21 protein-coding genes are annotated in these 23,711 nt (G+C 57.5%); 11 read left to right on the forward strand and 10 right to left on the reverse strand.

Translation table 11 applies throughout. The features are described from left to right. The first annotated feature begins 24 nt into the window (after positions 1-24). Positions 25-657, forward strand: a complete 633-nt coding sequence (locus IB248_RS04955; protein ID WP_192240435.1) for a response regulator transcription factor — start codon at positions 25-27, stop codon at positions 655-657. A gap of 219 nt (positions 658-876) precedes the next feature. Next, a complete protein-coding gene (locus IB248_RS04960) occupies positions 877-1,593 on the forward strand; it encodes an autoinducer binding domain-containing protein (RefSeq protein WP_018856392.1) in 717 nt (238 codons plus the stop codon). 120 nt (positions 1,594-1,713) lie between these two features. On the opposite strand, the gene IB248_RS04965 is transcribed toward IB248_RS04960, so the two are convergent. Continuing rightward, on the reverse strand, positions 1,714-2,337 hold the full coding sequence (locus IB248_RS04965; protein ID WP_192240436.1) for an acyl-homoserine-lactone synthase: 624 nt from the start codon (positions 2,335-2,337) through the stop codon (positions 1,714-1,716). A 592-nt stretch (positions 2,338-2,929) separates the two neighbouring features. Between IB248_RS04965 and IB248_RS04970 the strand changes: the two genes are divergently transcribed. The 8 genes from IB248_RS04970 (at position 2,930) to IB248_RS05005 (ending at position 12,803) form a co-directional block, all read left to right on the forward strand. Next, the gene (locus tag IB248_RS04970; protein ID WP_192240437.1) at positions 2,930-3,898 is read left to right on the forward strand and encodes a 3'-5' exonuclease; all 969 of its coding nucleotides are present in this window, start codon (positions 2,930-2,932) and stop codon (positions 3,896-3,898) included. Positions 3,899-4,065: 167 nt separating this feature from the next. Continuing rightward, positions 4,066-5,358 carry a DUF882 domain-containing protein gene (locus tag IB248_RS04975; protein ID WP_169680820.1) on the forward strand — a complete coding sequence of 431 codons (1,293 nt, stop codon included), beginning with the start codon at positions 4,066-4,068 and terminating at the stop codon, positions 5,356-5,358. 598 nt (positions 5,359-5,956) lie between these two features. Further along, a complete protein-coding gene (locus IB248_RS04980) occupies positions 5,957-6,847 on the forward strand; it encodes a substrate-binding domain-containing protein (RefSeq protein ID WP_169680818.1) in 891 nt (296 codons plus the stop codon). A gap of 105 nt (positions 6,848-6,952) precedes the next feature. Further along, the gene (locus IB248_RS04985) at positions 6,953-8,470 is read left to right on the forward strand and encodes a sugar ABC transporter ATP-binding protein (protein ID WP_192240528.1); all 1,518 of its coding nucleotides are present in this window, start codon (positions 6,953-6,955) and stop codon (positions 8,468-8,470) included. Then, complete coding sequence (locus tag IB248_RS04990) at positions 8,467-9,429, forward strand: ABC transporter permease (RefSeq protein ID WP_025659163.1); 963 nt, start codon at positions 8,467-8,469, stop codon at positions 9,427-9,429. Before IB248_RS04985 ends, IB248_RS04990 begins: the two co-directional genes overlap by 4 nt. 19 nt (positions 9,430-9,448) lie before the next feature. Continuing rightward, positions 9,449-10,393 carry a sugar kinase gene (locus IB248_RS04995; protein WP_025659164.1) on the forward strand — a complete coding sequence of 315 codons (945 nt, stop codon included), beginning with the start codon at positions 9,449-9,451 and terminating at the stop codon, positions 10,391-10,393. 1 nt (position 10,394) lies between these two features. Continuing rightward, positions 10,395-11,675, forward strand: a complete 1,281-nt coding sequence (locus IB248_RS05000) for a D-tagatose-bisphosphate aldolase, class II, non-catalytic subunit (RefSeq protein WP_025659165.1) — start codon at positions 10,395-10,397, stop codon at positions 11,673-11,675. 114 nt (positions 11,676-11,789) lie between these two features. Continuing rightward, on the forward strand, positions 11,790-12,803 hold the full coding sequence (locus IB248_RS05005) for a LacI family DNA-binding transcriptional regulator (protein ID WP_025659166.1): 1,014 nt from the start codon (positions 11,790-11,792) through the stop codon (positions 12,801-12,803). A 208-nt stretch (positions 12,804-13,011) separates the two neighbouring features. Here the strand turns inward: IB248_RS05005 and ugpC are convergent, their stop codons facing one another. From ugpC to IB248_RS05050, 9 genes are all read right to left on the reverse strand, one after another. After that, positions 13,012-14,079 (reverse strand): sn-glycerol-3-phosphate ABC transporter ATP-binding protein UgpC, encoded by a 1,068-nt coding sequence (gene ugpC / locus IB248_RS05010; protein ID WP_192240529.1) that lies wholly within the window; start codon positions 14,077-14,079, stop codon positions 13,012-13,014. Positions 14,080-14,140: 61 nt separating this feature from the next. Then, complete coding sequence (locus tag IB248_RS05015; RefSeq protein WP_192240438.1) at positions 14,141-15,433, reverse strand: D-tagatose-bisphosphate aldolase, class II, non-catalytic subunit; 1,293 nt, start codon at positions 15,431-15,433, stop codon at positions 14,141-14,143. Continuing rightward, complete coding sequence (locus IB248_RS05020) at positions 15,430-16,383, reverse strand: SIS domain-containing protein (protein ID WP_192240439.1); 954 nt, start codon at positions 16,381-16,383, stop codon at positions 15,430-15,432. The genes IB248_RS05015 and IB248_RS05020 overlap by 4 nt, the downstream gene beginning before the upstream one ends. Before the next feature lie 12 nt (positions 16,384-16,395). Beyond that, positions 16,396-17,253 carry a carbohydrate ABC transporter permease gene (locus IB248_RS05025; protein ID WP_037215255.1) on the reverse strand — a complete coding sequence of 286 codons (858 nt, stop codon included), beginning with the start codon at positions 17,251-17,253 and terminating at the stop codon, positions 16,396-16,398. After that, positions 17,253-18,170, reverse strand: coding sequence for a sugar ABC transporter permease (locus IB248_RS05030; protein WP_025659171.1), 918 nt, complete (start codon positions 18,168-18,170; stop codon positions 17,253-17,255). The genes IB248_RS05025 and IB248_RS05030 overlap by 1 nt, the downstream gene beginning before the upstream one ends. Then, a complete protein-coding gene (locus IB248_RS05035; protein ID WP_192240440.1) occupies positions 18,167-19,423 on the reverse strand; it encodes a sugar ABC transporter substrate-binding protein in 1,257 nt (418 codons plus the stop codon). The genes IB248_RS05030 and IB248_RS05035 overlap by 4 nt, the downstream gene beginning before the upstream one ends. Further along, positions 19,416-20,414 (reverse strand): BadF/BadG/BcrA/BcrD ATPase family protein, encoded by a 999-nt coding sequence (locus IB248_RS05040; protein ID WP_192240441.1) that lies wholly within the window; start codon positions 20,412-20,414, stop codon positions 19,416-19,418. The genes IB248_RS05035 and IB248_RS05040 overlap by 8 nt, the downstream gene beginning before the upstream one ends. Further along, the gene (locus tag IB248_RS05045; RefSeq protein WP_192240442.1) at positions 20,407-21,204 is read right to left on the reverse strand and encodes a DeoR/GlpR family DNA-binding transcription regulator; all 798 of its coding nucleotides are present in this window, start codon (positions 21,202-21,204) and stop codon (positions 20,407-20,409) included. The genes IB248_RS05040 and IB248_RS05045 overlap by 8 nt, the downstream gene beginning before the upstream one ends. Before the next feature lie 145 nt (positions 21,205-21,349). Next, complete coding sequence (locus IB248_RS05050; protein WP_192240443.1) at positions 21,350-22,663, reverse strand: alpha-glucosidase/alpha-galactosidase; 1,314 nt, start codon at positions 22,661-22,663, stop codon at positions 21,350-21,352. 101 nt (positions 22,664-22,764) lie between these two features. Here IB248_RS05050 and IB248_RS05055 point away from each other — a divergent pair, with 101 nt between their 5' ends. Further along, positions 22,765-23,658 carry a helix-turn-helix domain-containing protein gene (locus tag IB248_RS05055; RefSeq protein WP_192240444.1) on the forward strand — a complete coding sequence of 298 codons (894 nt, stop codon included), beginning with the start codon at positions 22,765-22,767 and terminating at the stop codon, positions 23,656-23,658. The last annotated feature ends 53 nt before the right edge of the window (positions 23,659-23,711 follow it).

The following is a 23,711-nucleotide window of genomic DNA, read 5'->3' on the forward strand; positions in this document are numbered from 1 at the left end:
ATTGCTGCAATCGAAAAGGAGGCGATGGCTGTGTCGGTGGTACACTCCATCCTTCAACTGCGAAGGCATCTCTATCGATCGCAATATGACGCGGTGATCGTCGATGCCGTTTCATCGCCAAACGAAGCAATCGACTTCTGTCGGCAAATCAGGACCAGCAGCGCCATCCCGATCTTCCTTATTGTGGAGCCCTTCAAGGCGGATCTGATCGTGTTGGCGCTAGAAGCCGGGGCCGATGATTGCATGTCACCTCCCGTCTCGATCCCTGAATTTGTCGCCAGGATCAACAACCTTCTGAGACGGGCCTCACACGCCCGCATTCCCACACATCGGCAACCGCTAGCATTCACCTTCGCCGGCTTTCGTCTCAGCGTTCTTGAACGCCAGCTTTGGGGTCCGGACTGCCAGATCGTTGATCTCACCTCTGCAGAATTCGATCTGCTGCTGGCACTGTGCCGGAACCCGGGAAGGCTGATGCGACGCGAAGAGTTGCTGACATCGACGCATGCCGGTGTTGCAGGACCCGTGACGCGCAGCATCGACGTCCACATCAGCCGTCTGCGTCAAAAGATAGAACACGATCCGCCGAACCCTCGCCTGCTCAAGACAGTGAGACTTGGAGGATATGTTTTCACGGCCTACGTGATGGCGGGCTAGGCCATGTCCGCGAACTATTAAGTTTTGTTTCCGGACACCGTTCCAATTGATGCGCGAGAACCATGCAACTAATCGTATGCACGCCTGATCGTCATGGACGGGCTGAAAGCTGGGTTGGCGTCGCGCAGGCGACGACGGGGTTCATTGAATTGCGCAAGGGTGGTCGTCGACATCAGCGTCCACATGGAGCTTTGCGCATCCTGGGGGAGCTTATCGGCTATGAATATGCGTACTCTTTTTCACGAAATGATCGATTCGACCGCGACAACGTCCACCGAGGATTCGCTTCGCGCCGCCGTTGCGAGGATCACCACCAAGCATGGTTTCGAGCGCTTCGCATATCTCAATCTCGACGCCGTAAGCGCCAGGAGCTTTGCCGTATCGAACTATCCGCAGGACTGGCAGGCGATGTATTTCGGCCGCTCATACATGGCGCTGGATCCCGTCGTCACTATGGGCAAACGGATGATGCGGGCGTTTCAGTGGTGCGTCGATGAGCAACGACGACGGGCGACGAAAGACGAGCGCGGTTTCTGGGACGCGGCGTCGCAGTTCGGCATTCGCGCAGGGGTGACTGTGCCGATACGCGTGTGCTACGGGCAGGTTGCAATGCTGACCCTGGCTTCCTCTCAAAATTTGCGTCCAAGAGAATTCTGCGAAACCGAATGCGCCGTCGCCGCAACCTCGGCGACGTTTCTGCATTCGCGTCTCGTCTCGACGAATTGTCCGACAACCCAGCGTCAGCCAGGATTGTCCGACCGCGAGGCGCTGTGCTTGGGATGGATAGCCGCGGGGAAGTCGATGCAGGACATCGCCGAGATCCTTGGCTTGAACTACCACACCGTTCGCTGGGATCTCGACAACATCCGCGCGAAACTCAACGTAAAGAACCTGAAACAGGCACTTTCCCTGGCGCTGCAACTGGGTTTGATCTGACAGTTCCTATCGAAGAACCTGTTCGGCCACCGCGGCCGAACAGTCCTTTGTCGTCTCTTGATGGCGAGATGAATACATCCCTCAAGTGCGGATGCGCCGGACGCCGATCCAATGTCTGCCTTACGCCACCTTCACCCTTTCGACGAATTCAGAATGGTAGTCGGCGGGACAGATCCGTTCGAAGGTTGCCTGGTCGGCGGCGAGAACACCCGCAACACTTGGCGTTTCGTTGATGAGGCGAGGTTCTCCCAGACGTCTCATCGGCCAACCGGAGCGATTGAGAAGTCGCTCGAGCCGGACATCGGTTACTGTGACGATCTCGTTGTAGCCGTTGAGAAAGGACCATTCCGCAATTGCGGCAAACATCGTCCGGGTCGCCAGGTGCAGCGGACGCCCCTCCATTCCGTGACAATGGTCGATGTCGACACAGAAGCGCGAGCTTTCGATCATGGACGCATGAGGGCGGAACGTGTCACCACCCCCAAGCAAGCATGAAAATAGAGTTTGCAGCATCGTTGGGCCACAGGCAGGAAGAAGGCGCGCGCAGCCAACGACATTGCTTTGCTCATCGATTGCCAGAATGTAGGTCGGCTCAAGCGCGTCGAATTCGTCGCACTCGCGCTCGCCCTTACACGCGACCCAGCCTAAGCGTTGCGCAAAGACACGGGCGCGCAGACGATACATTTGTTCAAGGAGATCTAGGTCACGGGATGTTCGGGGTTGACTGAGTGCGACTGCCTGCATGATCAAAATCCTCCGCAATTTGGGTTACGCAATCAGCGTGAACGGAGGTGACAGAGATTTGAACTCGCAGATTTGCGGGTCGAGACAAACGGCTGCGCCGAGACGGGAACCAACACTGCACGGTCCCGACATATGGCGCCGGAGTAGGAGCGATGAACTGCGTTGGCACAGACGCTGAGATTAAAATGCTGTGATCGAAATGGCCGTTCATTCTGTTGCTGGACGACGTAATCACGCCCATTGCAAAGCGCGTAACCTGTTGACGATCTGTCGGACCGTCAACATTCTGGTCGCTCCGGCTGATCGCCCGGAATAGGTCAAGAGTAACTGGATCTGGCCGGGCGCGAATGTGATGAATGCCGGAGTTCACCGAATTTCGCTCAAGGACGGACCGAAGCTGGTTGCATACGATGAGCACGGGAATTCGCAGGCGCGATCCCATTGGACGGGCCCGGTGCCCCCTGGAGGTGACCCCGTTCCATGCAGAAAAGGTGGGGATACTGTCCGTCATCGAGAAACACCTGGCTTTGCATTGATGTAATGTGGGACGGCGCCACGTTCTAAAATGCGGCTGAGCTGAACGAAGGACTGAATGACAAAACAACTCGATATGTTTGCTTCGACGCTGGCGGCCAGCGAACTGCAAATCGAGCGTATTCGCCGAACCGATCGGAAGTCGATCGGTTGGAGTGCAGAGGAAATTGTTGAATGCCTGGAGGCAACCGGGGACTACCGCGTGTTACGCAGGCTTGCTCCCCGTTCCGCTCCCACACGTCGCCGACCGGAATTTGGACGCCTGGGCGTTCTCATCGACACCGAGACGACCGGCCTTGATCACCGCAAGAACGAGATCATCGAGATGGGTGCGGTAAGCTTCACGTTCGATGACGAAGGCCAAATCGGGGACATCGTTGATGTCTATTCTGGACTGCAGCAGCCACAAACCGCGATTCCCCCGGGGATTACCCAACTGACGGGGATCACCGACGAGATGGTGGCGGGGCAACAGATCGATATGGCGTCGTTGCGGCGGATTATCGAACCGGCAGATCTCATCATTGCCCATAATGCCGGCTTTGACCGCCCTTTCTGTGAGAGGTTTTCTCCGGACTTCAAAGACAAGGCCTGGGCGTGTTCGGTCTCTGAGATCGACTGGAGCGCGCGCGGTTTCGAGGGCACAAAGCTCGGCTACCTTGTCGGTCAGGCAGGCTATTTCCACGTTGGCCATCGCGCCGTTGACGATTGCTTCGCGCTGCTGGAAGTCCTCGACCATCAGAAAGCGGAAGCTGAGAAGCCTTTCGCCGAACTGCTCAGGGCCTCCGAGCGATCGCGCGCTCGTCTGTTTGCCGAACACAGTCCTTTCGACATGAAGGATCACCTCAAAGCACGGGGATATCGTTGGTCTGACGGGAGCGACGGTCGTCCGAAGTCCTGGTGGATCGAAGTCGACGAGGATCTTCTGGCAGACGAACTTCACTTCCTGCGAACTGAAATATACCGTTGGGACGATGCCGACCCGCCGGTCCAGCACCTGACTGCGCTGGAAAGGTATAAGGCGTAAGCTTCCACGCCGGGTCACTTCCTCTACCCGCCAAGCATGCAGCAAAATGCGCATCCCCTTGGATGCGTCAACAGGTTGTTAGGACTTTGTTGACCATAATTGCCTCTCGCATGCCTGGCTTTGCAAACCGTCTGCACGCCTGCCAGGCCAAAGGGTTGAGGTTGGCCATGTCTGATGATCCGGAAAGGCGGTTGACGCCGTGCATCTTCGGTGCTGTCGGCAGAGCGCTATGGTCAATCGCCAGACGCGCTCGGCAAGCGGCGATCGCAACACTCGCCGTTCTCCTATCAGGAATGACCGCCGAGGCAGAGGATCGTGCCTTGAAGCTCTTTTTTACGCACACCGGAGAGCGAACCACGATCACGTTCAAACGCGACGGAAGATTTGATCCGAGAGGGCTCGCGCAGATCAATCGCTTTTTGCGTGACTGGCGGAAAAACGAACCCACGCGGATGGATCCGCGTCTGCTAGATCTCGTCTGGGAGGTTTATCATCGCAGCGGTGCGCGTGACTATATCCACGTTGTATCAGCTTACAGATCTCCGACGACGAACAAGATGCTGCGCTCGCGTTCTCGAAGCTCCGGCGTTGCAAAGACAAGCCAGCATATGCTTGGCAAAGCGATGGACTTCTACATCCCTGGTGTGAAACTGCAGACATTGCGGGCGCTTGCCATGCAGTTGCAGATCGGCGGTGTTGGATACTATCCCCGTTCCGGGTCCCCCTTCGTGCACCTTGACGTCGGTCGAGTAAGGGCGTGGCCGCGGATGTCGCGGCAGGAACTCGCAAGCATATTCCCGAATGGGCGCACCATGCATGTCCCGGCTGACGGCAGACCCCTTCCGGGCTACGCCCAGGCTGTCGCCAACCACAACAAGCGCATTCAATCTGGCTCGATCGAGAACGCTGCAACAGCCGACGAGGAAGATGCTGTCGAACCCGGCCAGGCGAGCCCTTCGGCCGGCCCCATTGAGGTCGCACTCGTTCCAGTCCCATCCAGCCGCGCCGAGAGGGCCCTTTCCCACCAGGCAGGCCCAAATTCGGTCACTGCCCGGGCGAACGGCCAGGCGCCAATCGCGGATCTTTCCTTGTATGCCGTTCCGATCCCGAATCTCCGGCCTCCGGAAGAGGCGGTGGGTGCAGCGATTGATCAAATTCAGACGGCATCTATCGGTGCCGCGGAACCGGAGCAAAATACACGAAAGTTCCTCCCTTTGCTCAGGGAAGGTCCGACGTCTGGCTTCACGCTGTCCGCACGGTCCGCTGCCTCGTTGCCAATGTCCGGATCGTCGGAACTTCAAGCTGGTATCGGGAGCGTTTCGGCAAGGCGGCTTTTAAGTTGGGCTCTGCATTTGCCGGACAGGGCGCCGGGCCTTTCTGCACCGTATGGTCATCGACGCCTGATCATTCTCGACTCGGATCGAGGTCCATACAACGCCTCTCTTGCGACCTCACCTTAGTTTGAAAGTGATGGTCCCAAACGTCGGGCTGCCAAGCATTTTCGGCAGCTTTAGCGAACGACGGTCATCATAGATCCCCTATTCCGTCGCCGTCTGGATGAGGACTGAGCGCGCATCGCTGGCGGACGAATTTCCGTTGATGTCAGACATCCCCTGACGACGACGATGTAGTCTTCACCATCGTCGATTGGCCAGGCGGCCGGCAAGGCCTCGGCGACTTCGCCAGGCGTATTGACCAGCCTCTATTTCGAGGGCCAGGCAAGCGTCATGTGTTGCTCCTGCGACAACAATAAGGCCGGGATCGTCAGCATTCCATGCATGACAAGCCGTCAATATCTGCATGTCGAACTCCCGACTGCCGTGGTGACGCGACGGTGCCGCTGCAACTCATGGATATCCCATGTATTGGCGCGAGGTGGTTGCCAAGGTGATGTCGCGGAAAGCTGTCAAGGAGAGCAGCTTTGTACATATGTTATCGCGCGTATCTTTTAAAGTTGACGCGCGTTAATTTTGAAAGTATCTCTCCCGCCATCCGCCGACGACAGGAGGCCCGTCTCGCGGATGTGGCTCAACGGCCTTCGTTACACTGGGGAGGATCATGTCTCTTTCTTCTTTCGCAAAATCCCTGCTTGCCGGCGCAACCTTTGCCCTTGCGGCCGCATCTGCGCATGCTGACGGAATTGGTGTGTCACTGCTGACGCAGCAGCATCCGTTTTACAACGAGCTGGCAAAGGCGATTACCGCCGAAGCCAAGGAAAAAAACGTCAACGCCGAAATCGCCATCGCCAACCAGGATCTCAACAAACAGCTGGCGGACATCGAAGACTTTATAGTCAAGGGTGTCGACACAATCATCATGTCGCCGGTCGACAGCAAGGGCGCTTTGGCCGCTGTCATGCGTGCGCAGACCTCGGGCATCAAGGTTGTCACTGTCGACGTTCCCGTCGAAGGCGCCACGGTCGCCTCCTACATTGGCACCGATAACTATGCTGGCGGCGTCAAGGCCGGCGAACTCATGGCCGAGCAGCTGGGCGGCAAGGGCAATGTCGCGATCATTGACTACCCGCTCGTGCAGTCTGTCGTGAATCGCGTTAACGGTTTCAAGGACGCCATTGCCAAGCATCCCGACATCAAGATCGTTTCAATTCAGACCGGCATTACCCGCGCAGAAGCGCTGGCCGTCGCACAGAACATGCTTCAGGCCAATCCCGACATCAACGGCATTTTCGGCTTTGGCGACGATGCGGCACTTGCCGCTTCTGTTGCCGTTAAGTCGGCAGGCCTGACCGGCAAGGTGAAGGTGATCGGCTTTGATGGCATGCCTGAGGCAATCAAGGCGGTCGACAGCGATCCCGATATGGTCGGCGTGATCCAGCAGTTCCCGGACCAGATGGGCAAACTCGCGGTCGATACCGCGGTAAAATTGAAGGCCGGCGAAACCGTTCCGGAAAGCCAACCGATCGTCCCGGGCGTCTACGTCAAGAAGTAACACTCCTCCTCCCGAGACGGCTTTTCCAGAGAAAAGGACCGCTCACTTCCGATGGCCCACGCCTTGCCGTGGGCCATCGTAACGCTCGACCTGAAGGATGACGTCATGGACGCCGCATGCGGTAGTACAATCCTCGAAATCAAGGGTGTGACCAAGGTGTTCGGCGCCGTCTTGGCGTTGAAGGACATGCAGCTCAGCGTGCGACGCGGCCGCGTACACACCATCCTCGGCGAGAATGGAGCCGGCAAATCGACGTTGATGAAGATCCTTGCCGGGGTTTACCAGCCGACGTCGGGTACGATTGTCCTCGACGGTGCGCCCTATCATCCCGCCAATCCCCAGGATGCGGCCCATGCCGGCCTAACCATCGTCTTTCAGGAACTTAGCCTTTGCAACAACCTGACTGTCGCGGAAAACATCCTCGCCACGCGCGAGCCCACACGCGCCGGCTTCATCAACGACAAGGCGCTCGTGCGCAAAGCCGCCGAGCTCGTAAATGAACTTGGCTTGCCGGTCTCCGTTACCGATAAGGTCGGGGACCTGTCGATCGCCCAACGCCAGCTGGTCGAGATCGCCAAGGGCCTCAGCATCAACGCCAAGGTCGTCATTCTCGATGAACCGACCTCATCACTCAGCGACAGCGAGGCGGAGATCCTGTTTGAGATCATCGCGCGCCTGAAGTCGCAGGGCGTCGCCATCATCTACATCTCCCACCGCATGGAGGAAATCATGCGGTTGAGCGACGACATAACGGTTGTTCGCGACGGCAGCTATATCACCACCCGCGACAAAACCGAGACGACGATCGACGAGCTGATCGCGCTGATGGTCGGTCGCGACATGAACGAGATCTATCCGCCCCGCGCCGTGCCCGCGCCCGCAATCGACGTGAAGCCGGTGCTTGCGGTCAAGGGTCTGTCGCGCGAGGGTGAGTTTCAGGACATTTCCTTCGATGTCAGACCCGGCGAGATTCTTGGTTTCTTCGGCCTGATCGGCTCCGGACGATCCGAGGTGATGAACACGCTGTTTGGCGTGCACCATTCATCGGCAGGCTCGATCGCCATTGACGGTGCGGAGGTGAAAATTGCCTCGCCTGTCGACGCGATCAACAGGCACATCGGCTTCGTCACCGAGAACCGCAAGGAGGAAGGCCTGGTTCTCAGCCACAGCGTTGAAAGCAACATATCGATGGCGGCGCTCGATGAGTTTGCTGGTCGGCTCGGCTTCCTAGCGCGCCGGCGAGAGCGGCTTGCCGCTGCCAGCGAAATCGGCAGGCTCGCGATCAAGACCACCTCGCTTGAGACGACAACTGGCTCACTTTCGGGCGGCAACCAGCAAAAGATTGTGCTCGCCAAGTGGCTTTTGACCAAGCCGAGAATTCTCATCCTTGATGAACCAACACGCGGCGTCGACGTCGGTGCCAAATTTGAAATCTACAAGATCATCCGCCAGCTGGCGGCGGAGGGCACAGCAATCTTGCTTGTCTCCTCCGAGCTTTCCGAAGTCATCGGCATGAGCGACCGAACTGTGGTCATGAGTGAAGGCCGCATGACGGCGATCGCAGACAAAAGCCAGATGACGCCGGAACAGATCATGAGCTTTGCGACGGGATTCCTATCATGAATGACAAGCTCGCGGCCAACGCCGCCTTCATGCGCGTAATGAAACAATATGGCGGCATCTTCCTGTCGCTGATCGTTCTCTGCGTGATCTTCTCGATCACAAACCAGCGCTTCATGTCGCTGGCGAACTTCCTGAATGTGCTGCAGCAGGTCGCTGTGATCGCCATTGCGGCCTTCGGCATGACCTGGGTGATCCTTCTCGGCGAGATCGATCTTTCGATCGGTTCCATCATCGCGGTTGCCGGGATGGTCGGCGCGCAATGTTTTCTATTCGGCCTCGGCTTCGTGCCAGCGGTCTTGCTAACGCTGTTCGCCGGCGCGTTTCTCGGTTTCGTGAACGGCGTGCTGACGGCGAAATTTCTTTTGCCGTCCTTCATCGTGACCGTCGCGACCATGGGCATCTATCGCGGCCTCGTCAGCCTGCCGACTAATGGCGCGCCAGCCATGATCATGGATCCGAGCTGGACTGCGATTGGCACCCAGAGCCTTCTCGGCATTCCCCTTGTCATCTGGTTCGTTGCCGTGCTTTTCGTCTTCAACCACATCCTTTTGTCGAAGACGACCTTCGGGCGCCGTGCCTATTTGACCGGCGGTAACCGCGAAGCGGCCCTTTATTCCGGCATCAAGGTGGACCGGCTGAAGATTGTCATCTTCATGATCTCGGGGATCATGGCGGCGATCAGTGGCATCCTGCTTTCCTCCCGCCTGTTCTCTGCCCAGACGAATGCAGGCATGAGCTACGAGCTTGATGCAATCGCAGCGGCTGTTCTTGGCGGCACAAGCCTGTCGGGTGGGGTCGGCACCATGATCGGCACGCTGATTGGCGCGCTCATCATCGGAGTGCTCAACAACGGCATGAACATGCTATCGGTTCCCTACTTCTACCAGCTCATCGTCAAGGGCCTGGTCATTCTCGTGGCCGTCTATCTCGACGTGCGCGCGAAGCGGGCGAAGCAATAAGAAAAGGGAAGCACCCGGCATGTCCAAGATACTTACCATTGGCGAAATTCTCGTCGAGATCATCGCTACGCAACGCGGCGATGGCTTCCGCGAGGCTGTTCCACTCATCGGACCTTTTCCGTCCGGCGCACCAGCGATCTTCATCGACCAGGTCGGTAAGCTCGGCCAGGAATGCGCGATCATTTCCCGCGTCGGCGATGACGACTTCGGCTGGGTCAACATCGACCGGCTAGAGGCAGACGGCGTCGACATCTCCGGTATCGAGATCGTGCCGCAGGGCACGACAGGCAGTGCTTTCGTGCGCTATCGCGAGGACGGGAGCCGGGCGTTCGTTTTCAACATCCGTCACAGCGCCTGCGGCACCATCGAGTTGTCGGACAACACGCTCGCCCTCATCGATACCTGCACCCACATGCATGTGATGGGGACGGCGCTCTATGCTCCGAGCGTCGTCAAGAGCATCCTGACGGCGACCGAAAGGGTCAAGGCCCTTGGCGGAACGGTATCCTTCGATCCAAACCTGCGGCCCGAAATACTTGATGCGCCTGGCATGCGCGAGGCGCTGCAAGCCGTGCTCGCAAAGACCGACCTCTTCATGCCGAGCGGCGAGGAGCTGTTCCTTTTTGCCGAGGCCAAGACAGAGAAGGAGGCCGTGGCCGAACTGCTTGCCAAGGGCATCAAGGCGATCGTCATAAAGCGCGGCGACAAGGGGGCCAGCTATTTCGACAAGGATACGTGGCTCGATCAGTCGGGCTACAAGGTCGAGGAGGTCGATCCGACCGGCGCCGGCGACTGCTTCGGCGCAGCTTTCGTGACCTTCTGGCTCGCCGGCTTGGAACCCGCAGCAGTCCTGCGCTACGCCAATGCGTCCGGTGCACGCGCCGTGACCAAGGCAGGCCCGATGGAGGGCGCCTCGACCCGCGCAGAACTGGACGCGCTCATCCAATCGCAAGGGAATGCGTAACATGCAGAAAAGCTACCTATCCGATATCGCAAAGTGGCGCGGACGCGACGGCGTCAAGGGCATTCCCTCTGTATGTTCTGCCCATCCTGCCGTCATCGAGGCCTCGATGCTGCATGCGCGGCGCCGCGGCGTGCATCTGCTTGTCGAAGCGACGTGCAACCAGGTAAACCAGGACGGCGGCTATACAGGAATGACGCCCGCCAACTTTCGCGCTTTCGTCGAGAATATTGCCGCTAAAACGGGCTTTGATCTTGGAAGGCTGATCCTCGGCGGCGACCATCTCGGACCCAATCCGTGGAAACATCTGCCAGCCGACGAAGCAATGGCAAAGGCATGCACGATGATCGAAGCCTATGCGAAGGCCGGCTTCACCAAGCTGCACCTGGACACCAGCATGGGCTGCGCCGGCGAGCCAGTGGCCCTCCCCGACGCAATCACGGCTTCTCGCGCTGCCCGACTTGCCGCCGTTGCCGAAGAGGCATTGGACGGCATCAACGGCATCAAGCCGGTCTACATCGTCGGCACCGAGGTTCCAATTCCTGGCGGTGCGATGGAGGAGCTTGATGTACTGGACGTGACGAAGCCGGAAGCTGCGCGCGAGACGATCAGCGTCCATCGGGATGCCTTTGAGGCGGCCGGTGTCCCGGACGCCTTCTCCCGTGTTGTCGGCGCAGTCGTGCAGCCCGGCGTCGAGTTTGGCAACGAGAACGTCATTTCCTATGTTCCGGAACGAGCCGCAGCTCTTAGCGCCGCCCTATCCGATCTTCCGGGTCTGGTATTCGAGGCGCATTCGACCGACTACCAGACGCAAGATGCTCTGCGTCGCCTCGTGCTTGATGGCTTTGCCATCTTGAAGGTCGGGCCGGGGCTGACCTTTGCACTGCGCGAAGCTTATTACGGGCTGGACCGGATCGCCGAGTTCCTGTTTGCCGGCAAGCGCAAGGAAACGCTCGTGGCTACCATCGAGCGCGTCCTCACAGCCGAGCCGAAGAACTGGGAAAAATACTATCATGGCTCCGAGGCCGACCGGCATATTCAGCGCCATTTCAGCTATTCGGACCGCGTCCGCTATTACTGGCCCCATTCCGAGATCGACGCCGCAGTGACTGCAATGTTCACGCTCCTCGACGGCGTTGATATTCCGGAGACTCTGATCAGCCAGTACCTTCAGGCAAGCTACGCTGGGGTGCGCGCAGGCAAGGTCAAGCCACGGGCGCAAGATCTGACTATCGCCGCAATCGATCACGTGCTGGATGACTACTTCGAGGCCTGCCGCGCCTAGCCAGTGCGACGGTTGCGCGACGGGCAGACATCTGCTTGAAGTGTTCCTATAGTTTAAATCGATTAAGCATGAACGAGGGTGGGACCGGCTTTGACAAGCAAACCGATCAGGACCATGGAGGATTTCTCCGAATATGTCGGGTTGTCCCGCCCGACCGTATCCAAATATTTCAACGATCCAAGCTCGGTCCGCATCAAGACCCGCAACATCATCGAAGCGGCGTTGAAGGAAAGCGGGTTTCGCCCGAACATCTTCGCTGTCAATCTGAACCGTCGCCGCAGCAACATCATCGGGATCATCATCCCGGACTCAACCGATCCCTTCTACATGGCTTTGACGCGGCGCGTGGAATTTATCGCAAATGCCAGCGGCTTTCTGGCCTTCATTCTCTCCTCTGACGGCAACCCGGAGCTGGAAGCTCGGGCAATTGAGACGTTGAAGTCGATGAACGTGGCCGGTGCCATCATTGCGCCACTTGGTGTTCAGTCTCATCAGGAAACACTGCTGACCCTTGCAGCCGCGATCCCACTGGTTTTCGTCGACTCTCCACTTGATGACATTTCGCCCTTTGTCGGCACCAACAACCGCAAGAGCTTTCAGCTTATCGTCGACTATCTTTGTCGGTCCGGGGAGCCCCCATGCTACCTCGGAATGCCGCCAGTCAACACCAATGCCCGAACTCGTGCAGCGGCCTACGTGGAAGCGATGCGCGAGTTGCAGATGGAGCCCGTCGTCCTGCCCCTTTCCGAGAAGGCGGATTGGGACTTCGAGCGCATCGGTTTTGAGGAGGCGCTACGCTGGATTGACGGGGGCGGTTTTCCAACCAAGACCGTGCTTTGCGCAAACGATCGCATCGCCTTTGGCGCTATAGCCGCTGCCTATCAGCGCGGACTGAAGGTCGGCCGAACGGCAGACAGCGATCTCAGAATCGCCGGCCACGACGATCATCCCCTTTCACGCTACGCGTGTCCACCGATCACGACCGTCGCCCAGAATTTTAACGAGATCGGCAGACTGGCAACGAAGCTTTTGTTCGAGATGATTGACCTCGACGGCGAAGTCGCAGCCACCTCTGACAAAGAGCGGGTACTCCTCAATGCGGATCTCATCTTGCGGAGCTCCGCCTAACGCCTCGGCCCCGTTCAGCTGCGAGCGTCCGATAGGACTGTCCCAGTTTTCTGTCCGATTGAGCTCAAATGATAACACGGCGCGACCATCACCCCTGTCGATGTCCGGCAAATACGCAACAACAATCGATCGAAATGTGAAGATAGCGTCACCGATCAGGATGCAGCTATTCCCTTTTGGTGTCCGCGATACAACGGCAGAGCGCCGTCTAGTTTGAGTGCAAGCGCTTTTCCGTTCTGGCGTCGAATAGATGGATCTTGTCCAGGTCTGGTGCCAGCAGCAGTGAATCGCCCGGACGGACGTCAAGTCGATCCCTTACCGATACGATGACATTGTCGGAACCGAGCTTGGCCGTGAGCTGCGTTTCGGCCCCTGTGGGTTCAGTCAGGATAACCTTTGCAGCGGAACCGGCACCGATCGAGAGGTGCTCGGGCCGAACCCCGTAAATGATGTCGGATCCAGGCTTCACACTGACATTTTGGGGCAAAGGCAGCCTCGCACCACCACGAGCGATGAACTCAAGCGGACCCGATGAATTAACTTTGCCGTGAATAAAATTCATCCCCGGGGAGCCGATAAATCCGGCTACGAACAAGTTTGCGGGGCAGTCGTAAAGATCGAGTGGCGAGCCAATCTGTTCAACAGATCCGTCGCGCATGACTACAATCCGGTCGGCCATGGTCATGGCTTCAATCTGATCGTGGGTCACGTAAATAGTCGTTGTCTTTAGCCGCTGATGCAGTTGCTTGATTTCGGAGCGCATCTGCACGCGCAGCTTCGCGTCCAAGTTCGACAACGGCTCATCAAACAGAAAGACTTGCGGGTTTCTCACGATCGCGCGGCCCATCGCTACACGCTGCCGCTGTCCACCCGAGAGATTTCGAGGGTATCTTTCCAGAAGTGACTCGAGACCAAGTATTTGTGCCGCTTCCCGAACACGTCTCCTTGTTTCTTCCTTCGGGGCCTTCGCAAGCCTGAGCGAAAACCCCATGTTGGCTTCAACGGTCAAGTGCGGGTAAAGCGCATAGGATTGGAACACCATTGCGATATCGCGCTCTTTCGGTGCGACATTGTTCACGATCTTGCTGCCTATGGAGATCCTACCGCCCGAGATCTCTTCAAGCCCTGCAATCATTCGCAGGAGGGTTGATTTGCCGCAGCCGGACGGACCGACAAGAATAACGAACTCGCCATCCTGGATATCAATATCCACCCCGTGCAGCACTTCAAAATGACCATAGCTCTTTCGGGCATTCGCGACTGTTACTGACGCCATCATGTTCTCCGGCAGTTATCTCTGTTCGATAGTCGTCTCGTTCGAGGGTCGGTACTGATCGTTACCTGCTCGTTGCCATTGAGTAAGGGGCAAGCGCTGCATCGATCGCTGCCAGGCACAAATCGCGAGCGCTCGCACCGATCCGCTCTGAAACGACATCGGAGTAGACCCGGCCGAGGTATTGGCTGATCAAGGTCTGCGGGATATCGCCGTGAAAACGGCTGAACAACTCGTCTACCGCGGCGCTCGCTCGCGGATCTGGCCAGTAATAGCGGATTCGATCGCTGTAACTGAAGTGACGTTGAAGCTTTATTTCTTCGGCGGTTCCACCGTAGTGCCCCGCCCAATTCAAAGGCCGATCCAACATGATGGATTCCATGGATTCGACCAGTGTCGTTTCGCGGTCTCCGCAAGTAATCGAGGCAATGGCATCGAGGCCATACAACGCCTCCCGAAGGGCAAAGGTGAGACCAGGCCCAACCTTGAGGATAGCAAACCCGCCGTCAACAAGGGCAGCCAGGCCCTCGGTTGTCTGGTAGTCGGTGGAATGTGCTTCGAACAGCAACCCGGGCATTTCATCCAGGGCCGAAATCAGGCTCTTTGCTCTTTCGGGTTTGTAGAGCACAACATTTGAATTGCCGAATTCGACACCGGGTTGGACCACGATGCCGATAACGCGAGCGATCGCCGTAGCTATTCCTGCTTGCGCAAAGGACTCCTGATGGACCTTCAAAGTCTTAAGAGCGGCGTCACAACGTGTGATGTCGATGTCCGCGATTTCATGGGTTGCTCCACCGGGTGGTGGTACCTCAGTTCCGATGATGTAAACCGGCGGACGACGATTTGAACGAAGAGCAGCTTCCTCGGCTGCCTTGGCCAGCCGCGCGGCGCGTGCAGCTGTTAACTCGTCGTGAAGAGCGATTGGTTCACCCGCGCAACCCATCGATGTGTCTAGATGAATCTTCTCAAACCCGGCCTCTACATAAGCGACGACCATCGCCTCGGCGCGCGCCATGGCTTCTTCGGCCGCCAGGAATTTCCAGGGGTTTGGGCCGAGATGATCGCCGCCAAGGATGATCCGTTCAGTCGGGAAATCCAGTTCCGTAGCGATGCCCTCGATAAATCGACGAAAGCCCGCCGGTGTCATTCCGGTATAGCCGCCCTCCTGGTTTACCTGATTGCACGTGGCTTCTATGAGAACTGGTTGCTCTTCGGCCCCGGCGCGCCGAAGCGCGGCCTCGATGACAAGTGGATGCGCCGAGCAAACCGAAGTGATGCCGCGGGGAATAGGAAGCGATCTTCCTCCGAAAAGCTTTCCAAGTGCGGTCTGCCGGTTTTCTTCGATCCGTGTCATGCGAGCTTCACGACTTTGGTCAGGTGTCTGGGAGAAACGGTATCGATTTGGCGAGCCTGAGCGACGCGCTCGCCGAGGATCTGCAACGCTGGAAGAATAATCAGTCCTGTCAGCGAAAGGTCGACGTCAATGGGCAGCCCAACGTCTCCTGGTCCGCCAATTCCGATGACAGCCGCGCCCTTTTCCCTCAATTCCTCGACCAGCTTCACCTCAGCCTCCTTCTGGTCTGAGCTGTAAAGCATGACCACCGCGGTCTTTTCGTCGACGAGACTGATTGGGCCATGGCGATACTCCAGCGGATGAAACGCCTGTGTCATCGTCTGGCTCATTTCCATGAGTTTGAGCGCACCTTCCAGAGCGACACCAAACAACGGTCCGCCGCCGAGAAAGACGAAATGCGATCGGTCTGCAATAATTGTCGGAAGGACTGCATCGAGTGCATTGGCGAGCTTGCGGGCGGAAGCGCCAATGGAGCCGGGGATTGGCTGCCCAATTGCCTGCATACCGAGGAGGACCATTAGACTTGCCGAAACCGTCATGACGATCCCCTCCTGCGGATGAGTCTCGGATGTCACCAACCGATCGCAGTTCCTTGCGAGCGAACTTTCAGCCTCTACGGTTATAGCCGTCACGAAGGCGCCAGCTTTGCGGCTTGCCTTTGCGGCTGCGACGGTCTCGGTTGTCTCGCCACTGCGCGATAGGGCGATGACGTGTGTCGCTTGCCAATCAGGCCAGAAGGCGGACGGTCGGCTCTGCCATTCCGCGCCGGGCACGGCTATGGCTTTGCGACCTGACATGTTGGCATACGCCGCGAGCGAGAGCGCGAGATTATAGGACGTGCCGCAGCCAACGAACACCAACAACTCGGCACCCTCTACGGACGTGTTGGCGCCAATAGCCTTTTCCCAGTAGGGGAACTGTTCGAAAATAACCTTCTCGGTCGTGTTCATGTGGACTCCGATTTATTTGACTGAGCCGGCCAGCAGGCCGCTGACCAGGTAACGATTCAGGAAAATGACGACGAGAGCGGGGATGACGATTGCAATCGATCCGCTTGCTGTGATGAGGCCGTAGTCGATGAAGTTCTTGGTGACGAACTCGGGAATGAGCACCGTCATTGGCTTCGTTGCCTGAGGCGAGAAGATCAGCGGCACCAAATACTGTCCCCACGCGCCAAGGAAGGTCAAAATCGCCGCTGCCGTCAATCCAGGGCCGGCAAGGGGCAACACGATGTTGAAGAAAATGTAGAGTCGCCCTGCCCCATCGAGTTGGGCTGCTTCTTCAAGCGCAATCGGAAGGGCTTCGAAGACACTGCGAAGTAGCCACAACGACAGGGGCAGAAAGGCAGACACATAGATCAAAGAAACCCCGACATATGTATCAACCAGATGCAGTTTGATCATGATCTGGTAAAGCGGGATCAGAACGGCATAGGCAGGGACCGCCAGGGTCGCAACAACCGCCACAAAGAGAACTTTGCGACCGGGAAACTGTAGTCGTGTGAACGCGTAGGCTCCGAGCGCCGACACCGCCACGCAGAGCAAGGTGGCAGCCACCGACGTCACCACGCTGTTGATCAATGCGGCTCGGAATTGTTTGAAGACCTCGACCCCACCGATCCGGGCAATATTAATACCGAGAAGCCTCGAATAGTGATCGAGGGTGAAGTGCTGTGGAAAGAAGCGGATCGGCCGGGTCGAAAAGTCTTCGGTTGGCGTCACAGAACTCGCAACTGTCCAGTAAATCGGTCCGAGGGACCAGAGCAACAGCGCTGCAACGCCGACCCAAATCATGATGCGGTACTGAATTGTGGGCTTCATCAGTCGAACCGTGTGTTGCGATAGACCCGAAGGACGTAAACGAGGGAGATGAGCAGTGATACAAGCGTGATCACCACAGAAAGTGCCATGCCGTATGAGAAGCGCAGGTTCTGAAAGGTCTCGAGGTAGATCTGGACGAGAATCGGCCTGGTTTCCAGGCTGGCACCGGCGAGTACCCAAGCCTCATCGAAGAGATTGAAGGCGTTAACGGTGGCGTTGGTCATGGCAACGGCGATTGCGCTGCGAACAAGCGGAAGCGTGACCAATCCAAACATTTGCAGGCGAGTGGCCCCGTCGATGCGCGCAGCCTCGTAAAGATGAGCGGGTATGCTCTGCATCGCGGCGAGAACAATCACGACCGTCAATGGCATCATGCGCCACACGTGAACGACGGTCACAGCGATGATGGCACTTGTGCGATCGTTGAACCAGACATGATTTTCGAACGGAAGGCCAAGCGCTGACAGAATGCCGTTGAGCAGGCCTGCACCAGGCTGGTAGATCCAAAGCCATATTACCGAGTTCACGACACCGGGAAGTGCCCAGGGAAGAATGACGGCCGCCAGCACCCACTGGCGCCCCACCTTCACCTGGTTGATCAGCGCCGCCGCAAGGACGCCGAAGACAGTTTCCGCTGCCACCGCAAGGACGACGTACATGAGCGTGTTTGCCCACGTCGTTCCGAGCTGCGCGTCTGACAGCATCCGCGTGTAGTTCTCCAACCCCACGAACGGAGTTCCGGCTTGCATGGGGTTGACCCTGTGCAGGCTGTCCCACACGGTTCGACCCATCGGGTAGAAAACCAGGGCGGCCATCGTGATTGCAATCGGAGCCACCAGTAACAGGCCGAGTGTGGTGTCGGCGTTAAAGCCGACCCCACGCTTGCTGGTCACATCTTGCGATGCAAAAGCGGTCATTGCGCCATGGCCTGCTTGGCGGCATCGGCGATCGCCGCCACCGCTTGATCGACAGTCATCTGGCCCTTTGCTGCGCTATTGATCGCGGTATTTACGCCGCTGGAGAACTGCGGGTACCATGGAGGCGTTCCCTGCGGGAACAGCGGCTCAACTGTCTTGGATTGCGCAACAAGTGCAGCTCCGCTGTTCAGCTTTCCAGCATCGTTGAGCTCCGACAGGGCCGAAGTGCGTGTTGGCAGAAACCCATTCACGACATTCTTCTTTTGGAAGTCCTTGCTGGTAAACCACTTCACGAAGGCGATGGCGGCATCCTTGTTGGCAGAGACGTTCGGTATAGCAAGCGCCTCCGGCAGACCGAAACTGCGTGTCTCACCACTTGCCGTGGGCACCAGGATTGCTTCAACCTGACCGGCAACCTTCGACTGCTTCGGATCATTCATTTGCCCGAGACGACCGGGCTCGCCGGAAATCATGATACTGGTGAGACCCTGCGAGAACATGCTTTCGTTGATCTGACTGTCTTTCAGACCGGTCGACGCCGGATCAACCAGCCCTTCCTTCAGAAGCATCAATTCGAAGGCAAGCGCCTTGTAGCCAGCCGAATCCGGCTTCGTGAAAAGTGGAGTGAAATCCTTGTCGAAGAGTTCGCCACCAAAGGCCTTCGTCAACAGGTACCAGCTGGTCGAGGCGCCCTCCGTCGCGGAGACGGGAAGGCCGATCGGATATTCAGAGATGCCCTTTTCCTTGATTTTACGGGCGACCGAAACCAATGCGTCAAGCGTCTTCGGCATTTCCGTAATGCCCGCATCGGCGAAGTGCTTCTTGTTGACAAGCATGACGCGGAAGTCGTTGGTATAAGGAACGCCAAGAAGGTTTCCGTCGACCGTGAAGATTTTCGCGACGCCAATATCCTTCACGGTATCTGCATCAATCACGTCGTTCAGAGGCAGGAACCAGCCAGCGGCACTGAACTGCCCCGTCCACGACCAGTCGAATTCGGTCACGTCAGCAGGCGCAGTACCCGCCACCAAAGCAGTGACAAGCTTCGGTCGAATGTCGTCCCACGAAAGTGTCTGGAGATCGACATGGATTCCGGTTTCAGCTTCGAAGTCTGCCGCGATGTTCGGGCCCTGCGGAGAGGGCATCAAAACCGTAATGGACTGGCCGGCGAGTGGCTTGGCGTCATCGGCATGAGCTGGCGTTACGATCGCCAGGGCCGCCGAGGCGAGTAATGGCAAGATAAACTTATGCATGTTCCCATCCTTCATTGTTCTTAATGCTCAGTTTATTCGCAGACGTGCCAACGCTGTCGGCGGTGGCAGCGACTTGCCCGAACCAGCTCTCATCAGGGAACCAGTCGAGAAGTTGGGCGGCGGCAAGTAGCGCGCCACCAATGGGGGGAAGCTTCGAGGGGACTGGGGACTTTCCTATTCGGCGCGCCAGAGATCCCAGGAGCAGCGAACTATTGAAACTGCCTCCGGCATAGGTCCACGATGCGTCGTTGTCACAATGTCCAGAGATTGCACTGTGATGCCTGGCGAGCTCGTCAGCGGCCTGTTCGATCAGCCCGATCGCCACCTCGTCGCCACAACGAGCAGCCCTATCCACCAATGTGGAAATCGCTGCGATACCTGCTCTTCGATTGGGTAGCAGGGTTACCCAGTCGCCCAGCGCATTCATCGGATCGGCCGCTTCGATCTGCAATTCATCGAATAGAATCGTGGAAAGTGCTGTCGGGGGAGCCCGACCATCCAGGCTCTTGCTGATTGCACTCAGCGCGCTCCTGCCAATCCAGTAACTGCTGCCTTCGTCTCCGATTTGATCGCCCCATCCGCCGATCCGTGCAGATTGGCCAGAGGCGTTGCGCGCCCAAGCCATTGACCCCGTTCCCGAGAGGACAAGGATACCGGGCTTTCCGGCGAACGCACCAAGGTGGGCAGCGTCGACATCGTTGAGGATGTGCCGGCGCGCGTTGGGAAACAGGCGCTCAATGGCCTGCTGCTGCAGTTCCGACAGGCGAGCAACTTCCCCGAACGCAGGCAGGGCCGCGGCCACTGCGGCCACGTTTTGGTGATTGAGGAACGGTCCAAGTTGCTCTTCCAGTTCCTGCAGCCAGTTTGGATTATCCATCGGGTTAACGCCACGACCGCGAGACGACTTCACAATACGTCCGGACCTGTCAGCTAACGCGACCAGGACCTTGCTGCCCCCGCCATCAATTCCCAGGACAAACTCGTCACTCATTCCTTCCCCCCAACTCCGCGATCGTGGTCGCGACGCCGAGCTTTGCGAGATCGTCTCGCCAATGAACCGCTAGTCCGGAGTCAGTGATAACCTGTGCGACATTCAGCGGCGCGACCTTGTAGGTGGCCATTGTCCCGAACTTTGAGGAATCGGCGAGGACGAAGCGATTCGCCGATCTGGCGAGCATGTGGCGGTTCAAGCTCGCCTCGGCGCTGTCAACGCTGTAGATCGCGCCATCAGGACTAATGGCGCTGACACCAAGGAAGAGCTGATCGAACCATATGCCGTCCAGCATCGCCTCGGCCTGGGGGCCCACGAGCGAAGCGTTTTCACTCCTCAACTGGCCACCAAGCAAGACCACTTCGAGGTTCGGGATATTCAGGAACTCCTGGGCGACGGTCAGGCCGTTGGTGAAGATCCTCAATGGCAGCGGGTTAATGCGGATCAGGCGAGCAAGCTGAAGGACGGTAGTGCCCGCATCGAGGAAGATTGCGGATCGCGGATGAAGCAATTCATAGGCGGCCGTCGCGATGACCCGCTTGGCCGAAAGGTGCTGCTTTTCCCGCTCCTGAAATGCAATCTCTATCGACGATCCCTCGGCAATGCGGGCCCCCCCATGCACCCGGTCGATCGCACCCTCTTCCTCAAGGATCTGGAGGTCCCGCCGAACGGTCGCAAGCGATGAACCGGTTGCATCAGCCAGCGCCTGGATCGTCGAAAATCCGTTCGCATACAAATGGCTGCGAATAGCATCCAGACGATCGACCTTAACCCCGATTGGTTGGCTCATTCACATCTCCGAGGATACAATATCAATCACCTTCCCACCGCAATTAATCAGAGTCAATCACATTTCTGATCGTTTCTGATGTTTTTGCGGTGAAAAGCAGGGCAGTGGGAACTGCGCACGGTCAGCCCCTGAGCGGCAATCCCATTCAGTGATATGTCGGCAGGAGGTCTCCGTGTGCCTCGATCAAGTCGTTGACAAGACTCCAGATCTGATCGGGAGAGAGTTCCGCGGAGGTGTGGGGATCAAGCAGGGCCGCCTGGTAGATGCGATCTCGATTTTTTGTCAGCGCGGCTTCAACGGTGAGCTTTTGAACGGAAACGCTCAGGCTCATGACGGCCGCAAGCTGCGAGGGTATCCGCCCTATCCTGATCGGCTGAATTCCATTGCGATCCACATGGCAAGGCACTTCGACAATGCAATCGCTCGGCAGGTTCTCTATCAGTCCGTTGTTTGGAACGTTTCCATAAATCAGGGCTGGAATGCCCGTTGTCGCCGCGTGAATGATCCCTGCGGCATACTCATTGCTCCGGCAAACCTCGATCGGCTTGTCGCCTTCAAGGTCCCTGCGCAGTGCGTGCCAATCAGCTATCTGAACTTCACAACGACGGATGTATTCGTCGAGAGGAATGTTGAGTTGATCAACCAGATCGCCCCTTCCTTCCTTGATGTACCAGGATGTGTATTCGGAAAAATGCTCGCTCGACTCTGTTACGAAGTAACCGAGCCGTTTGAGCACGTCGAAGCGAACGCGGTCATCCGCCGGAACACGCCCCTCAGCTGCCAGGGATTTGAGGCGCGGGTATAAGTCTTCACGGCGCCCATCTTGATGAACCTTCTCGTAGCGCAGGAAGAACGCGACATGATTTATCCCGGCCGAAACGTAGTTCACGTCTGCGACGTCTTCACCGAGACATTTCGCCAGGTGTCCGGCCGTGTGCTGGACGCTATGGCACAAACCCACACTTCGGATTTCCGGGGCTAGTTCCTTGATCGCCCAGCAGTTGATGGCCATGGGATTTACGTATTGCATCAAGATTGCCTGCGGGCAGACCTCTTGCATGTCACGGCAAATCGCTTCCAGCACTGGTATAGTGCGCAGCCCCCGGAAGATGCCACCAACTCCAAGTGTGTCGGCGATCGTCTGCCTTAGTCCATATTTTTTTGGAATTTCGAAATCGGTAACCGTGGCTGGCCGATAGCCGCCAACCTGCATCATCAGGATCACGAAGTCCGATCCGCGCAGAGCCACCCGCCGATCCAGCGTCGCCTCCACCTTGACCCCGACGAGTTTGAGGGCATCGCAAATCCGGCGCGCAACAATTTCCGATGTCTTTAAACGTTCTGGATCGATGTCGAACAGGCTGATCGTGAAGTCGCAGCCTTGCGATGAAAGCACGTCTCCAAGGATATTCTGAGCAAAAACGGTGCTGCCGGCACCGACGAGGCAAATCTTCGGCATTGCAATCTCCTTTCAGATCATGCTTCGTAATGCGCTTTAAAATTAGGGATTTCCTCCTTCGAAATGCCAATTTACTCCGAGAATCGAGCGCGAAAGATATTATGAAACGCAGAGGTGAGCGCGGGGAATGGACAGGATCCAGAGGCGTCTTTTTGGTGGAGCGTCATACCGCGGACGCTATGGCCTCCGCTCACTGGCACGACCACTTGGAAATTAATCTGCTATTGGAAGGGCAAATGACCTACCTTTTCAATGGGCGACAGGAAGTGGTTGAGGCGGGCAGAATGGTTCTCTTCTGGGCCGCTATTCCGCACCAGACGATATTGGTCAGCGATAACGCGCCGCTTGTTTGCGCTTATCTTCCGCTCGTTGATTTTCTGGCTCTGCCAATAGACAAGGACGCCAGACGATTGATCATGCAGGGGAGATTTCTCGCAGATCAGCTATCGGATGGGTCAGATGCGATCGCCTTTCCGCGATGGGAACGTGAATGGCAAGATGCTGCTGCTGTTCGGCAAAGATTGATTGTGGACGAGGTGAAAGTCCGAATTCGGCGATTGATATTGGATAATGCGGATGCGGCGACTTCGACCCGACATACTGTCGGCACCACCACGAAGGGACACGCGGTTCGGCACGTTGAAATACTGAGCGACCTGATCAGTTCGCAGTTTTCAAATGCAATCAGCGTGCCGGACCTCACGAAGATCGCGGGTATGCATGAGACCACCGCCAACCGGGCGTTTCGGGATGTTCTCGGGATGTCCGTCAACGAATATCTGACCCGTTACCGCATCGCCCGGGCGATGCAACTTCTCACTGATACGGACCGGTCAGTCTTGCAAATTGCGTTTGATTGCGGATTCGGCTCGAGCAGCCGGTTTTACGAAACCTTCAAAGAGCGCACTGGGACGACTCCCCGTCAGTTCCGAATATCGATGACCCCGATAAGTCCCTTTGATCGCTTGAACAACGACCGGGCGCGATCCTTCTGACCGCTGGGAGCTCAGCGATCTTCCAGACGAATTTTGTGGCCGTGGGCCCGACG

The organism is Rhizobium sp. RHZ01 (genome assembly GCF_014851595.1).
GTDB classification, from domain to species: Bacteria; Pseudomonadota; Alphaproteobacteria; order Rhizobiales; family Rhizobiaceae; genus Rhizobium; species Rhizobium altiplani.

Bases quoted from the DNA above. Each gene is read 5' to 3' on its own strand.
- IB248_RS04955 (WP_192240435.1), top strand. From the start codon at position 25: ATGGCTGTGTCGGTGGTACACTCCATCCTTCAACTGCGAAGGCATCTC.
- IB248_RS04960 (WP_018856392.1), top strand. From the start codon at position 877: ATGAATATGCGTACTCTTTTTCACGAAATGATCGATTCGACCGCGACA.
- IB248_RS04965 (WP_192240436.1), bottom strand. From the start codon at position 2,337: ATGCAGGCAGTCGCACTCAGTCAACCCCGAACATCCCGTGACCTAGAT.
- IB248_RS04970 (WP_192240437.1), top strand. From the start codon at position 2,930: ATGACAAAACAACTCGATATGTTTGCTTCGACGCTGGCGGCCAGCGAA.
- IB248_RS04975 (WP_169680820.1), top strand. From the start codon at position 4,066: ATGTCTGATGATCCGGAAAGGCGGTTGACGCCGTGCATCTTCGGTGCT.
- IB248_RS04980 (WP_169680818.1), top strand. From the start codon at position 5,957: ATGTCTCTTTCTTCTTTCGCAAAATCCCTGCTTGCCGGCGCAACCTTT.
- IB248_RS04985 (WP_192240528.1), top strand. From the start codon at position 6,953: ATGGACGCCGCATGCGGTAGTACAATCCTCGAAATCAAGGGTGTGACC.
- IB248_RS04990 (WP_025659163.1), top strand. From the start codon at position 8,467: ATGAATGACAAGCTCGCGGCCAACGCCGCCTTCATGCGCGTAATGAAA.
- IB248_RS04995 (WP_025659164.1), top strand. From the start codon at position 9,449: ATGTCCAAGATACTTACCATTGGCGAAATTCTCGTCGAGATCATCGCT.
- IB248_RS05000 (WP_025659165.1), top strand. From the start codon at position 10,395: ATGCAGAAAAGCTACCTATCCGATATCGCAAAGTGGCGCGGACGCGAC.
- IB248_RS05005 (WP_025659166.1), top strand. From the start codon at position 11,790: ATGGAGGATTTCTCCGAATATGTCGGGTTGTCCCGCCCGACCGTATCC.
- ugpC (WP_192240529.1), bottom strand. From the start codon at position 14,079: ATGGCGTCAGTAACAGTCGCGAATGCCCGAAAGAGCTATGGTCATTTT.
- IB248_RS05015 (WP_192240438.1), bottom strand. From the start codon at position 15,433: ATGACACGGATCGAAGAAAACCGGCAGACCGCACTTGGAAAGCTTTTC.
- IB248_RS05020 (WP_192240439.1), bottom strand. From the start codon at position 16,383: ATGAACACGACCGAGAAGGTTATTTTCGAACAGTTCCCCTACTGGGAA.
- IB248_RS05025 (WP_037215255.1), bottom strand. From the start codon at position 17,253: ATGAAGCCCACAATTCAGTACCGCATCATGATTTGGGTCGGCGTTGCA.
- IB248_RS05030 (WP_025659171.1), bottom strand. From the start codon at position 18,170: ATGACCGCTTTTGCATCGCAAGATGTGACCAGCAAGCGTGGGGTCGGC.
- IB248_RS05035 (WP_192240440.1), bottom strand. From the start codon at position 19,423: ATGCATAAGTTTATCTTGCCATTACTCGCCTCGGCGGCCCTGGCGATC.
- IB248_RS05040 (WP_192240441.1), bottom strand. From the start codon at position 20,414: ATGAGTGACGAGTTTGTCCTGGGAATTGATGGCGGGGGCAGCAAGGTC.
- IB248_RS05045 (WP_192240442.1), bottom strand. From the start codon at position 21,204: ATGAGCCAACCAATCGGGGTTAAGGTCGATCGTCTGGATGCTATTCGC.
- IB248_RS05050 (WP_192240443.1), bottom strand. From the start codon at position 22,663: ATGCCGAAGATTTGCCTCGTCGGTGCCGGCAGCACCGTTTTTGCTCAG.
- IB248_RS05055 (WP_192240444.1), top strand. From the start codon at position 22,765: ATGAAACGCAGAGGTGAGCGCGGGGAATGGACAGGATCCAGAGGCGTC.